Raw genomic sequence first — 12,995 nt, forward strand, 5'->3', positions numbered from 1 at the left:
CGCGCTACTCGGCCGCGGCGCGGATGCCCGGCATGTCTGGAAAGGTGCAGATGACGGTCGTGCCCTTGTCCTTGCCGGTTTCGATGCGAACGCTGCCGCCATGCAGCTCGACGAAGCTCTTGACGATCGACAGGCCGAGGCCGGCGCCGCGCCGGCGGCCGCCATTGGCGCGCGGCTCGAAACGGCGGAACACCGAATCAAGCACATCCGGCGGCATGCCGGGGCCGTCGTCATGAACCGAGAATTCCACCCCATCCGCCAGATGGCGGCAAGTGAGCCGGATGATGCTGGCTTCCGGGGCGTAATTGGCGGCGTTGCTGAGCAGATTGTAGAGGATCTGGCGGACGCGGACCTCATCGCCATGAAACGTCTTTGGCGCCGCGACGGCGTCGACCTGGAGACTGATCGAATGCTCTTCCAGCCGGTCGGCCACCAGTTCGGCCGCAGCGGCGATGGTGCGATCGACCTGCACCTCGGAAATGTCGAGCTGCATGATGCCGGCGTCCACCGTCGCCAGGTCGAGGATATCGTTGACGATGGTGAGCAGGACCGAGGAGGACGAGCTGACATGCTCGACATATTCGCGCTGCTTCTGCGTCAGCGGACCGGTCGTGGGCTGCGACAGGAGTTCGGTGAAGCCGATGATGTTGGTCAGCGGCGAGCGCAGTTCATAGGAGACGTGCTGGACGAATTCGTTCTTGAGCTGGTCGGACTTTTGCAGCGCCTCGTTCTTGTCCTTCAGCGCCCGCTCGACATGGACGCTGTCGGTAACGTCGACGAAGGTCATCATCACCTGCCCGTTGGGCAGCGGGATCATGGCGTAACTCAGCACATTGCCGTTGTTGAGCTCGGTCTGTCCGTGGCGGTCGCGGCGCTCGTCGTCAAAGCCGGTGATGGCGGCAACGAAGCTGGGCCAGGGGCTGTCCGCGGTCTGCCGGTCGCAGAGGTCACGTATCGCCGACACATGGACGCTGGGCTTGGCCGCTTCACCGCTCAATCCCCAGAGAGTGGCAAAGGCAGGATTCGACAGCCGGAGCCTGCCGTCGGGTCCGAACACCGCCACGCCTTCGGCAAGATTGTCGAGCGTCTCGCCCTGAACCCGCACCGCTGTCTGGTAGCGGCTTTCGAGGTCCATCTTCTCGGTCAGGTTCTCGAACACCCAGGTCACGCCGCCCTTGGGCTGCGGATTGGCGACGACGCGAATGGTCTTGCCATCCGGCAGATGCCACCAATGTTCCTGGGATTCGACGGCGCGATAGGCGCCGAGCAGGCCTTCCTTCCAGCGGCGCCATTCAGGCTGTTCGGCGATCTTGCCTTCGCTGCGCAGCCGGTCCAGCAGCAAGGCATTGTCGGGTGCGCTGTGCAGGAAGCCGGCGTCCAGCCCCCAAAGCTTCTGGAAGGCCTGATTGAAGAACCGCAGCTTCTCGTCGGTGTCGAAAATGGCGACCGCCGTGTTGAGCTGGTCGAGCGTGTCGGCGTGGCTTCGCACGGTCCGTTCGTATTCGCCGCGAACGGTCTCGATGGCACTGGTGTCGCAGGCAAGGCCGGCCGAGCCATCGCTGCCGGCGAAATCGGTGACCGCGAACACACGGCGGTCACCTTCGATCACGGTGGACAGCGACTGCTCGAAAACCGGATGCGTCTTGTGCTGGGCGGCAATAGCATCGCGCGCCTGGCCGCCGAGGAACTCCTTTTTCTCCCGAACCGCGGCTTCGGCATTTTCGGCTTCGACGGCATCGGCATAGGCGCGGTTGACCCACTTCAGCCCGCCATCCTCGCCGCGGAGCCATGCCGGCATGTTCAGCGCGTCGAGCAGGCCGATCATCGTGTCGTGGTCGGCGGCCAGCCGCTGGTTCTCGATCTTCAGCCTGGCCTGGCTGCGCTGCGTCTCCGAGAGCGAGACAAAACGCACGAGCACATGCGCGGCACTCTTGCGGCCATGCACTTCGAGCGGCGCGCCGGCCTGCGATTCGATGACGAGGTCGAAGGGTCTGGCCTTTTCGCGCAATCCCGCGACGGCATGTTCGAGTGCCGCCGCCGAACGCGGCATCAGCCAGCGGCCGAAAGCAAGAAAAGCGGCCCTATCCTCGGGAGCGCCGCTTTCGACGGGCAATGTGCCGATAAGCTCGGGCTTCTTGTTTTCCGCGGCCCAGACGACGACGCGCTGGTCGCGCAGATTGAGCAGCGCCTCGGAGCGGCGGAGCGCCGCGTTGATGTCGGCGAGGCGGCTCCTGAGTTCGACATTCTCCGCCGAGGTGCGGGCTCTTTCGCGGATGAGAACGATGGCCGATATCAGTGCGGCACCAGTCACGCCGACGAACACGGCAAGCTGCATGACCTCGATGGCGCTCACCGACAGTCCGGCGACACTGGCAGCAGCGGTTTCGGCATGCGCGACGGCGCCAGCCAAGGGGACCGTGAGCGCGGAGGTGGCAAGAAATGTCGACGCGCGGGCGCGCCAGGACAGGCTCCCGCCTTCCAGGGCGGAGCCAGCAATCCCCGAATCGTCATGGCCGCCGGAAACGGCCCGTCCCGCTCTGTGCGGGTGTTGCCCCGGCATGTCTTGGTCCTCTCCGCCGCCTGAATGCAAGACCGCCCTGATGCGTGCCTCTCTTGACCCTCTCGGGCTGGAAGCATCGCCGAATCACCTGACAATAACCCCTCGCCGAATCGCCGTGAAGGCTGATGGCGCGCAAAAATATGGCCGGGCGAAAAGTCAATCGCCCGGCCTCAATATCTGGTAGTAATTTTAGCTTTGGTTAATAGCGGTAGTGTTCCGGCTTGAACGGACCCTGCGGCGTGACGCCGATATAGGCGGCTTGTTCACCCGACAGTTCGGTCAAGCGGGCGCCGAGCTTGTCGAGATGCAGGCGCGCGACCTTTTCGTCGAGATGCTTGGGCAGGACATAGACCTGGTTCTCGTACTGGCCGGGCTTGGTGTAGAGCTCGATCTGGGCCAGCACCTGGTTGGTGAAGGATGCCGACATGACGAAGCTCGGGTGGCCGGTGGCGTTGCCGAGATTGAGCAGCCGCCCTTCCGACAAAAGGATCATCCGCTTGCCGTCCGCGAAGGTGATCATGTCGACCTGCGGCTTAACGTTTGTCCATTTCAAATTGCGCAGCGCGGCGACCTGGATCTCATTGTCGAAATGGCCGATGTTGCCGACGATGACCATGTCCTTCATCGAGCGCATATGGTCGAGGGTGACGACATCCTTGTTGCCGGTGGTGGTGATGACGATGTCGGCGGTGGGGGCCGCATCTTCCAGCGTGACGACTTCAAAACCGTCCATCGCCGCCTGCAGGGCGCATATCGGATCGACCTCGGTGACCTTGACGCGGGCGCCGGCGCCCTTGAGCGAGGCCGACGAGCCCTTGCCGACGTCGCCATAACCGCACACGACAGCGACCTTGCCGGCCATCATCGTGTCGGTGCCGCGGCGGATGCCGTCGACCAGCGATTCCTTGCAGCCATATTTGTTGTCGAACTTCGACTTGGTGACCGAGTCGTTGACGTTGATGGCGGGGAAGGGCAGCAGGCCCTTCTTCTGCAGTTGGTAGAGCCGGTTGACGCCGGTGGTCGTCTCTTCGGTGACACCGCGGATCGCCGCCTTCTGCTTGGTGAAGAAGCCGGGCGAAGCCTTCAGGCGCTTCTTGACCTGGGCGTAGAAGTATTCCTCTTCCTCGCTCTGCGGGTTGGACAGCACATCCTCGCCGGCCTCGGCGCGGGCGCCGATCAGGATGTACATGGTGGCGTCGCCGCCATCATCGAGGATCATGTTGGAGAGGCCGCCATCGGCCCACTGGAAGATCTTGTCGGTGTAGTCCCAATACTCCTCGAGCGACTCGCCCTTGACGGCGAACACCGGGATGCCGGCTTCGGCGATGGCCGCGGCCGCATGGTCCTGGGTCGAGAAGATGTTGCAGGAGGCCCAGCGGATATCGGCGCCCAGCTCCTTCAGCGTCTCGATCAGCACCGCCGTCTGGATCGTCATGTGCAGCGAACCGGTGATGCGCGCGCCCTTGAGCGGCTGCTTGGGACCGAATTCCTCACGGCAGGCCATCAGGCCCGGCATTTCGGTTTCGGCGATCTCGAGTTCCTTGCGGCCCCAGCCGGCAAGCGAGATGTCGGCGACCACATAGTCCTTGCTACCCGTCATGGCAGTACTCCGATGCGAATGTTGTGCTTGCGAATTTGTTGCGGACACGCCCGCGCCGGTCGGCGCGTCGAAGGGCGCGAATTGCCGGCCTGACTAGCAGATCGGAGCAGGGTCGACAATGGGATATAAAGAAATCTTTATCCCTGCATGTCTCTCAGATGCGCATCTGCACTCAGCATTCCTCGCCAAAGCGGGACGCCACCAGCTGCTCCAGGGCGTCGATGACCTGCCGGGCCTCCGGCCCGCTGGCGGTGACGCGGATCGAATAGCCGGGGCTTGCCGCCAGCATCATCAGGCCCATGATCGAGGTGCCGCCGACCTTGACGCCATCCTTCTCGACATGCACCGAGGCATCGAAGCCGCTGGCCAGCTGGACGAACTTCGCCGAAGCGCGCGCATGAAGGCCACGTTGGTTGATGATGGGAAAATCCCGGACAATCTGATCTTTTTCCGGGGACAGCGCGGTCATTTGCTGCTCAGGAGCTGGCTGGCGACGTTGATGTATTTGCGGCCGGCGGCCTGAGCCTCATCGAGCGCGGCGGCCATATTGTCGCCCTTGCGGATCGAGGAGAGCTTGATCAGCATCGGCAGATTCATGCCGGCGATCACCTCGGTGCGGCCGGATTCCATCACCGAGATGGCAAGGTTGGAGGGCGTGCCGCCGAACATGTCGGTCAGCACGATGACGCCCGCCCCGGTATCGACACGGGCAACAGCGTCGACGATGTCGCGGCGACGCTGCTCCATATCGTCGTCGGCACCGATCGCCACGGTTTCGAAATTGTCTTGTGGCCCGACGACATGTTCGACGGCATGTCGGAACTCGGTGGCCAGTTGACCGTGCGTTACAAGCACGAGTCCGATCATTCTTTGGTGGCTCCCGTCATCGCCGCTTCACAGGCGCATTTTATGCTCGCCAGCCAATCCAGGCGGCGGGAGCGCTATCTTGTCGACGCACGGCCCGTTGACAAGCCCAAAATTGCGCAGGCACATGCCATTTTGACGCATTGCAGCAAAAAACCCGGAACGGATCATAGAAAAGGCGCGATCGACAGCCGCGCCATCACGACCGGCAAGACCGCTGGGACATTGCGTTCGACCACGTCGACCCGCGGCACCAGACAGCCCGCAATGCTGCTTGCGGTATCCTCCTGGAAGCGCACCGCTTCGCCGGCCGGCACCAGGCGGACATGGAGGTCGACGAGGCCTGCCGGCTCGAATGGCAGAGGTCGGGGGCCGAGCCCCGGCACCTCGGCGAGGCCTTCTATGGCGGCGGGAGCGCGGCACAGCAGCCGCCCGGCATGCGCCTCGACGAAGAGCTGATCGTCGCCGACGAGCCGCGAGAACAGGCCGCGATGGCGACAATGGTCGATGAGCGCCAGTGCCAGCGTCGTCTTGCCCGAGCCGGATGCTCCGGTGACGAGAATGCCGCGCTCGCCGATCAAAACCATTGTCGCGTGAATGTTTTCAGGCTGCACGGCTGGACCAGGCGTGGTTGGAATTCATGCTCTCAGCCTTCGGCCGGCAATGTCACCACAAAGCGTGCGCCCTTGATCTCGCCGGGTTTGGTGCCGGGGATGTTCTCGGCGGTCAGCGTGCCGCCATGGGCCTCGACGATTTGCCTGGATATCGACAGGCCAAGGCCCGAATTCTGGCCGAATGCCTCGCCGGCCGGCCGATCCGTGTAGAAGCGCTCGAAGATGCGGTCGATGTTGTCGGCGCGGATGCCGGGGCCATTGTCGTCGACGGTGACGATGTTGAACTTGCCGGCACGCGCCAGCGACAGGCTGATGTGGCCATGATCCTCGGGGACGAAGGAGCGGGCGTTCTCTATCAAATTGGTGATGACCTGGCCGATGCGCAGATCATGCCCGACGACGACGTAGCCTTTGACGCCCTGCGGCAGTTTGGCGGCCTTGAACTCGATCTCGACCGCCTTCTTGTTACGCGTCGCCTCGCGCGAAACAGCGACGAGATCGGTGATGAATTTCTTCAGGTCGACCGTCCCGGCATCTTCACGCGCGAGCTCCGCGTCCAGGCGCGATGCGTCGGAAATATCGGTGATGAGCCGGTCCAGCCGCCTGACATCGTGCTGGATGATATCCATCAGCCGGCCGCGCGAATCGTCGTTCTTGGCCAGCGGCAAGGTTTCCACCGCGCTGCGCAGCGACGTCAGCGGGTTCTTCAACTCGTGCGAGACATCGGCCGCGAAGCTTTCGATCGCCTCGATGCGGGCGTAGAGCGCGTTGGTCATGTCGCGTATGGCGATCGACAGATTGCCGATCTCGTCCTGACGGTCGGAAAAATCGGGGATCTCTTCACGGCTCTTGACGCCGCGCCGCACCCGCACCGCCGCCGCCGACAGCCGGCGCAGCGGATTGGCGATGGTGGAGGCAAGCAGCATCGACAGGATGGCGGTGACAAGGGCCGCGATACCGAAGACGCGCAGGATCGCCTTGCGCTCGGCGGCGACGATCTTGTCGATGTCGCCGCCTTCGGTCGACAGCATCAGCACGCCCAGGACGGCACGAAAGCGCTGGATCGGCACCGCCACCGAAACGATCTGCTCGCCCTGCTCGCTGACGCGCACGATGGTCGACGGGCTGCCGGTGAGAGCCTTGACCACTTCCGGGAAAGCGGCGCCATTGCCGCCCGGCTGCTCGTGATAGACCGGCAGCTCGGTGTTGCGGAAGAAGTCGAAGACGAATTTCTGGATGCGCTCGACAAGATCGGGCTCTTCCTCTTCAACCGGCGGCAGATCGTAGCGCAGGATCTGGCCGCGCGAATAGAGGTGGCGCGAATCGAGCAGCAGATTGGCGTCGCGGTCATAGATGCGTGCGCGGGTCCTGGTCGGCGAGATCAGCCTTCTCAGCACCGGCGCGACCCGCTCCGGGTTGATCGGGAAGTCGAGATTGTCGAGCTGGTCGGAGCCGGGTCCCAGGCTTTCGCCGGCCTGCAGCTCAAGCAGCTTTTCCGGGTCGATGCTGATCGAATCCGTCTCGACGGTCGCCGACGCGGCAATGGCGCCGGCGATGATCTCGCCCTGGGTCATCAGGCTTTCGACGCGGGCGTCGATCAGTCCGTCGCGGAAGGTGTTGAGATAGAGGATGCCGGTCACCAGGACGGCGAGGCCGGCAAGGTTGAGGAACAGGATACGCCGCGTCAGGCTGGAAAAGATATGATGACCAAGGAAGCGGCGCATCGGCACCGTGATCTTCGAGACGAAGGACGGCATGATCCGCGACGGCCGCCTGGAGGCGCCCGCCGGTCTTGTTCGCTGTGCTTCCACTGCCATCGAATAGCAGGCCCTGCTACTTACGCTTCGCGGAACCGGTATCCGACTCCGTAAAGGGTTTCGATCATCTCGAAGTCGTCGTCGACGGCCTTGAACTTCTTGCGCAGCCGCTTGATGTGGCTGTCGATGGTGCGGTCGTCGACATAGACCTGTTCATCATAGGCCGAATCCATCAGCGCATCACGGCTTTTTACGACGCCTGGACGCTGCGCCAGCGAATGCAGGATCAGGAACTCGGTGACGGTGAGCGTCACCGGCTCGCCTTTCCAGGTGCAAGTGTGGCGCTCCTGGTCCATGACGAGCTGGCCGCGCTCGAGCGAGCGGGCCTGCTGGCTTGGCGTCTTGGCGGCAGCCTCGCGGGCACTGGCGCGGCGTAGCACGGCGCGCACGCGCTCGACCAGCAGGCGCTGCGAGAAGGGTTTGCGGATGAAGTCGTCGGCGCCCATCTTGAGACCGAACAACTCGTCGATCTCATCGTCCTTGGAGGTCAGGAAGATCACCGGCAGGTCGGACTTCTGGCGCATCCGGCGCAGCAGTTCCATGCCGTCCATGCGCGGCATCTTGATGTCGAGGATGGCAAGGTTCGGCGGGCGTGCCGCCAGGCCTTCCAGCGCCGACGCACCATCCGTGTAGGTCTCGACGCGATACCCCTCGGATTCCAAGGCGATCGACACCGATGTCAGAATGTTGCGGTCGTCATCGACAAGCGCGATTGTTGCCATTTCAAGCGGCTCCCTCATGAGCTGTCCCTTCTGTCGTAGAGAAGGGGCTTTTGCAGGACAAATTAGGTACAAAATGTGGCATAGGCCTTGTCCGCTGTCACGCGCGGCATGCCGGCGGCCACAATCCTACCTCGACATGGGTTGGACGAACGTACATCGCCAATCCTTTGGGCAACCGCGAAACTTTTTGCACATATAAACGATTTAAACAACTTTCAAAATATTTAAATCGATTAATGATTTGATATCATTTGCCTTTTCTGGTTCTGACCATCTCAGCCCGCGTAGTGGGCGTGCTGGAAACGTGCCGGCAAAGATGCGGCAAATCCAAGAGGGACACTCGATGTCGGAAGTCGGCAAACGCAATTCCGCCTGCGCGATCGATCATATCGGCCTGAAAACCACCGGCGTGGTGCGCTATAATTTCGGTGCGGCTACCCTTTATGAGGAATCGATCCGGCGCGGCGAGGCCCGCTTAACCGCCCATGGCGCGCTGGTCGCCGAGACCGGCCAGCACACCGGCCGCTCGCCCAAGGACAAGTTCGTCGTCCGCAACGGTGACACCGAACCACATGTCTGGTGGGAGAACAACAAGGCGATCTCGCCGGCCCAGTTCGACACGCTGCTCGCCGATTTCCAGGCGCATGCCGCGGACAAGGATCTATACGTCCAGGATCTGGTCGGCGGCGCCGATGCGGAGTCGAGGCTGCCGACCAGGGTGATCACCGAATTTGCCTGGCACTCGCTGTTCATCCGCAATCTGCTCATTCGTCCCGGTGCCACCGAACTCGAGCAGTTCGTGCCCGAGATGACGATCATCGACCTGCCGTCCTTCCGCGCCGATCCCCTCCGTCACGGCAGCCGCACCGAAACGGTGATCGCCGTCGATCTTTCGCGCAAGATCGTGCTGATCGGCGGCACCTCCTATGCCGGCGAGATGAAGAAGTCGGTGTTCACCATACTCAACTATCTCCTGCCGGCGAAAGGCGTGATGCCGATGCATTGCTCGGCCAATGAGGGTGCGGCCGGCGACGCCGCCATCTTCTTCGGCCTGTCGGGCACCGGCAAGACGACGCTCTCGGCCGATCCCTCGCGCACGTTGATCGGCGACGACGAGCATGGCTGGGGACCGCACGGCATCTTCAATTTCGAAGGCGGCTGCTACGCCAAGACGATCAAGCTGTCGGCGGAAGCCGAGCCGGAAATCTTCGCCACCACGCAGCGCTTCGGCACGGTGCTGGAAAATGTCGTGCTCGACGCCGATGGCGTGCCGGATTTCAACGACGGAAGGCTGACCGAAAACACACGCTGCGCGTACCCGCTGGACTTCATCCCCAATGCCAGCAAGACCGGCCGCGCCAACCATCCCAACAACATCATCATGCTGACCGCCGACGCCTTCGGCGTGATGCCGCCGATCGCGCGGCTGACCCCGGCGCAGGCGATGTATCACTTCCTCTCCGGCTACACCGCCAAGGTGGCCGGAACCGAAAAGGGGGTAACCGAGCCCGAAGCGACGTTTTCGACCTGTTTCGGTGCGCCGTTCATGCCGCGCCATCCCTCTGAATACGGCAATCTGCTGCGCGAGCTGATTGCAGGCCACGGCGCCGATTGCTGGCTGGTCAATACCGGCTGGACCGGCGGCGCCTACGGCACCGGCAAGCGCATGCCGATCAAGGCGACGCGCGCCTTGCTTGCCGCCGCACTTGACGGCTCGCTGAAGACGGCCGAGTTCCGCACCGACCCTCATTTCGGTTTCGAGGTGCCGGTGGCTGTCCCGGGCGTCGACAGCGGCATTCTCGACCCGATGATTCTGGACCCCCGGGCGACCTGGGCCGACAAGGCCGGCTATGACCGGCAGGCGGCAAGGCTGGTCGGCATGTTCGCCGTCAATTTCGAGAAATTCGAAAGCCATGTCGACGCCGTGGTGCTGGGCGCCGCGCCGCGCATGCAGGAAGCGGCGGAGTAATCGCGCCATAGGGTTCAGCTTTCGTTGAAAGGCCCGGTTCGATCGGGCCTTTTCTTTTTCGATCCGCCGCGCCATGACTGCGGCATGGCGAGCGACGACAACATCATCATATCAGGCGATGCGGTTATCCATCCGGGCGACCTGCACGAGGATTTTATCCGCTCGTCCGGTCCCGGCGGTCAGAACGTCAACAAGGTGGCGACGGCGGTGCAACTGCGCTTCGACGCGGCCAACGCAACGGGTCTGTCGGACCGCGTGCGCGAGCGGACGATCAAACTTGCCGGCCAGCGTGCCACCAAGGACGGTGTCATCGTCATCGAGGCAGGCCGCTTCCGCACCCAGGAACAGAACCGGGCGGATGCGCGGGCACGGCTGACGGCATTGGTCGCCAAGGCCGCCGAACCGCCACCGCCGCCGCGCAAGAAGACACGGCCATCGAAGGGCGCCGTGGAGCGGCGGCTGAAGAGCAAGGCCGGGCGCGGCACGATCAAGAAGCTGCGCGGCCGGGTGGAGAACGATTAAGCACCACACCAATCACGCGCACAAAACGACTTCCCATTTTGGGCCGCAGATGCAAGGTTCAACCATTGCCATTAGCAAGGGAGACCCAAGGATGGGCATGTTCGATTTCGTCAAGAGCGTCGGCAAGAAACTGGGCATCGGCGGTGACGACGAAGCCGCACCCTCGGCCGACACACTCAAGAAGGAGCTCGATTCGCACAAGCTCGGCACCGATGGCGTCGACGTCGTCGTCAAGGGCGACACGGCGGTGCTGAAGGGTGTGGTCAAGGACCAGTCGATCTTCGAGAAGGCGGTCATCGCCGTCGGCAACACGCTCGGCGTCTCCAAGGTGCAGGCGGACGAATTGCAGGTCGCGCCAGCACCTGGCACGGCCGCCGTCCCCGCCAAGGAGCCCACCTTCTACACCGTGAAGAAGGGCGACAATCTCTGGAAGATCGCCGAGAAAAGCTACGGCAAGGGCCAAGGCGTCAAGAACACGGTCATCTTCGAGGCCAACAAGCCGATGCTGACCCATCCCGACAAGATCTATCCGGGCCAGGTGCTGCGCATCCCAGATCTCGCCTGATCGAGGCGATTGCCAATTTGCGAAAAGCAATTCCAGGAAAAGTGTGAAACGGTTTTTCGTCCGGAATTGTGCCAAACAAAGAGTTAGAACGGCGGCTTTCGGGTCGCCGTTTTCTTTTGATCGTGACATTTTACGGTTCCGAACCATCCGGGAGGTGACCGAATCCGTGCTCGTTCTGCCCAAAGGTGTCCGCCACATGCCGGCCTATCTGTCACGCACCGTGCAGGAAGCGCTGGTCGATGAGGTGAGACGGATCGTGCAGCAGGCGCCGCTGTTCGTGCCGGCCATGCCGCGCACCGGCAAGGAGATGAGCGTGCGCATGACCAATTGCGGGCCGCTCGGCTGGGTCACCGACAAGGAGCACGGCTATCGTTACCAGCCGGCGCATCCGGTAACCGGGGCGCCTTGGCCGCCAATTCCGGATGCGCTGCTCGAGCTGTGGCGCGAGGTCTCGGGCTATCCGCACCCGCCGGAAGCATGCCTGATCAATTTCTACACGCCGGATGCAAAAATGGGGCTGCATCAGGACCGCGACGAGGCCGATTTTTCGGCGCCGGTCGTCTCCGTCTCGCTCGGCGACGACTGCCTGTTCCGAGTCGGCCAGACTACGCGTGATGGCGCCACCAAGTCGTTCAGGCTGCAAAGCGGTGACGTCGTGGTGCTCGGCGGCGAGGGGCGGCTGTGCTTTCACGGCGTCGATCGGATCTATCCCTCGACCTCGGCGCTGCTGAAAAACGGCGGGCGGATCAATCTGACGCTGCGGCGGGTGACGAAGCCGGCCGTCACAGCTTCCTGAGCGCCACTTCCTCGATCAGGTGGTCGGCGCCCTTGCGCAGGATCAAGTCGGCGCGCGCTCGCGTCGGCAGGATGTTCTCGCGCAGATTCTTCAAATTGATGTTGGTCCACAGGCCTTCGGCGATGGCGCGCGCCGAACTTTCCGACAGCTGCGAATAGCGGTGAAAGAAGGAGTCCGGGTTGCGGAAGGCGGTCTCACGCAGCCGCATGAAGCGGGAAATGTACCAGTTGTGGATCAGCTTCTCGTCGGCATCGATGTAGATGGCGAAGTCGAAGAAGTCCGACAGGAAAGGGACTATCTTGCCGTCCTGCGGCAGCTTGCCGGGCTGCAGGACATTGATGCCTTCGAAGATCAATATATCGGGCCGGTCGATGGTGACGAACTCGCCGGGAATGACGTCATAGGTCAGGTGCGAATAGACCGGCGCGCGGACATCGGGCAGCGCCGACTTGATGCCCGAGAGGAAGCGCAGCAGCGCGCCGACATCATAGCTGTCGGGAAAGCCCTTGCGCTCCATCAGGTTCTCGCGCCGCAGGACCTCGTTGGGCAGCAGGAAGCCGTCGGTGGTGATGAGATCGACCTTGGGGCTCGACGGCCAGCGCGCCAAAAGCTCCTTCAGCACGCGTGCGGTGGTCGATTTGCCGACCGCGACGGAACCGGCGATGCCGATGATGAAGGGCGTCTTGACCACGTCGACCGCGTTGAAGAAGGCCTGGCGTTGCCGAAACAGCAGCTGGCTCGCTTCGACATGCGCGGACAGAAGCCGCGACAGCGACAGATAGATGCGCGTGACCTCTTCGAGATCGACTGGATCGTTGAGCGAGCGCAGGCGGCGGAATTCGTCCGCGCTCAGCGTCAGTGGCGTATCGGCGCGGAACTGCGACCATTGCTCGGCGGAGAAGAAGCGAAAGGGGGAATACTTCTCGGTCGGCGCGAGCTGATCCATCGAGATACCTGCCCTCCTCG

The 12,995-nt window shown here is 63.0% G+C and carries 12 protein-coding genes; 4 read left to right on the plus strand and 8 right to left on the minus strand.

Annotated features, from left to right (window positions below; translation table 11 throughout):
* Positions 1 to 4 precede the first annotated feature (4 nt).
* The 7 genes from NKH06_RS24955 to NKH06_RS24985 all read right to left on the minus strand — a co-directional run bounded on the left by NKH06_RS24955 (position 5) and on the right by NKH06_RS24985 (position 8,177).
* Positions 5 to 2,560: a sensor histidine kinase gene (locus tag NKH06_RS24955; protein WP_352894410.1), complete on the minus strand. Its 2,556-nt coding sequence runs from the start codon at positions 2,558 to 2,560 to the stop codon at positions 5 to 7.
* 199 nt (positions 2,561 to 2,759) lie between these two features.
* The gene (ahcY, locus tag NKH06_RS24960) at positions 2,760 to 4,160 is read right to left on the minus strand and encodes an adenosylhomocysteinase (RefSeq protein ID WP_023810629.1); all 1,401 of its coding nucleotides are present in this window, start codon (positions 4,158 to 4,160) and stop codon (positions 2,760 to 2,762) included.
* Positions 4,161 to 4,332: 172 nt separating this feature from the next.
* Positions 4,333 to 4,629, minus strand: a complete 297-nt coding sequence (locus NKH06_RS24965; protein WP_027039963.1) for an HPr family phosphocarrier protein — start codon at positions 4,627 to 4,629, stop codon at positions 4,333 to 4,335.
* Positions 4,626 to 5,027, minus strand: a complete 402-nt coding sequence (locus tag NKH06_RS24970; protein WP_010912939.1) for a PTS sugar transporter subunit IIA — start codon at positions 5,025 to 5,027, stop codon at positions 4,626 to 4,628. The genes NKH06_RS24965 and NKH06_RS24970 overlap by 4 nt, the downstream gene beginning before the upstream one ends.
* Before the next feature lie 164 nt (positions 5,028 to 5,191).
* Positions 5,192 to 5,638, minus strand: a complete 447-nt coding sequence (locus NKH06_RS24975) for an HPr kinase/phosphorylase (RefSeq protein WP_023810631.1) — start codon at positions 5,636 to 5,638, stop codon at positions 5,192 to 5,194.
* A gap of 32 nt (positions 5,639 to 5,670) precedes the next feature.
* Positions 5,671 to 7,455 (minus strand): sensor histidine kinase, encoded by a 1,785-nt coding sequence (locus tag NKH06_RS24980; RefSeq protein WP_013528336.1) that lies wholly within the window; start codon positions 7,453 to 7,455, stop codon positions 5,671 to 5,673.
* Positions 7,456 to 7,475: 20 nt separating this feature from the next.
* Positions 7,476 to 8,177, minus strand: coding sequence for a response regulator transcription factor (locus NKH06_RS24985; RefSeq protein WP_013528337.1), 702 nt, complete (start codon positions 8,175 to 8,177; stop codon positions 7,476 to 7,478).
* A gap of 343 nt (positions 8,178 to 8,520) precedes the next feature.
* Here NKH06_RS24985 and NKH06_RS24990 point away from each other — a divergent pair, with 343 nt between their 5' ends.
* The 4 genes from NKH06_RS24990 to NKH06_RS25005 all read left to right on the plus strand — a co-directional run bounded on the left by NKH06_RS24990 (position 8,521) and on the right by NKH06_RS25005 (position 12,029).
* A complete protein-coding gene (locus NKH06_RS24990; RefSeq protein ID WP_352894413.1) occupies positions 8,521 to 10,146 on the plus strand; it encodes a phosphoenolpyruvate carboxykinase in 1,626 nt (541 codons plus the stop codon).
* An 84-nt stretch (positions 10,147 to 10,230) separates the two neighbouring features.
* Entirely contained in the window at positions 10,231 to 10,668 is a 438-nt protein-coding gene (gene arfB, locus NKH06_RS24995) for an alternative ribosome rescue aminoacyl-tRNA hydrolase ArfB (RefSeq protein ID WP_352773856.1), read from the plus strand.
* Between the two features lie 91 nt (positions 10,669 to 10,759).
* Entirely contained in the window at positions 10,760 to 11,233 is a 474-nt protein-coding gene (gene lysM / locus NKH06_RS25000) for a peptidoglycan-binding protein LysM (RefSeq protein ID WP_352894416.1), read from the plus strand.
* 166 nt (positions 11,234 to 11,399) lie between these two features.
* Positions 11,400 to 12,029: an alpha-ketoglutarate-dependent dioxygenase AlkB family protein gene (locus tag NKH06_RS25005; protein ID WP_023810636.1), complete on the plus strand. Its 630-nt coding sequence runs from the start codon at positions 11,400 to 11,402 to the stop codon at positions 12,027 to 12,029.
* Here the strand turns inward: NKH06_RS25005 and coaA are convergent.
* Positions 12,016 to 12,975 (minus strand): type I pantothenate kinase, encoded by a 960-nt coding sequence (coaA, locus tag NKH06_RS25010; RefSeq protein WP_127266882.1) that lies wholly within the window; start codon positions 12,973 to 12,975, stop codon positions 12,016 to 12,018. The two genes, NKH06_RS25005 and coaA, sit on opposite strands and share 14 nt — an antisense overlap.
* Positions 12,976 to 12,995: the final 20 nt, after the last annotated feature.

Source organism: Mesorhizobium sp. M1342 (assembly GCF_040317955.1).
Classification (GTDB): Bacteria; Pseudomonadota; Alphaproteobacteria; order Rhizobiales; family Rhizobiaceae; genus Mesorhizobium.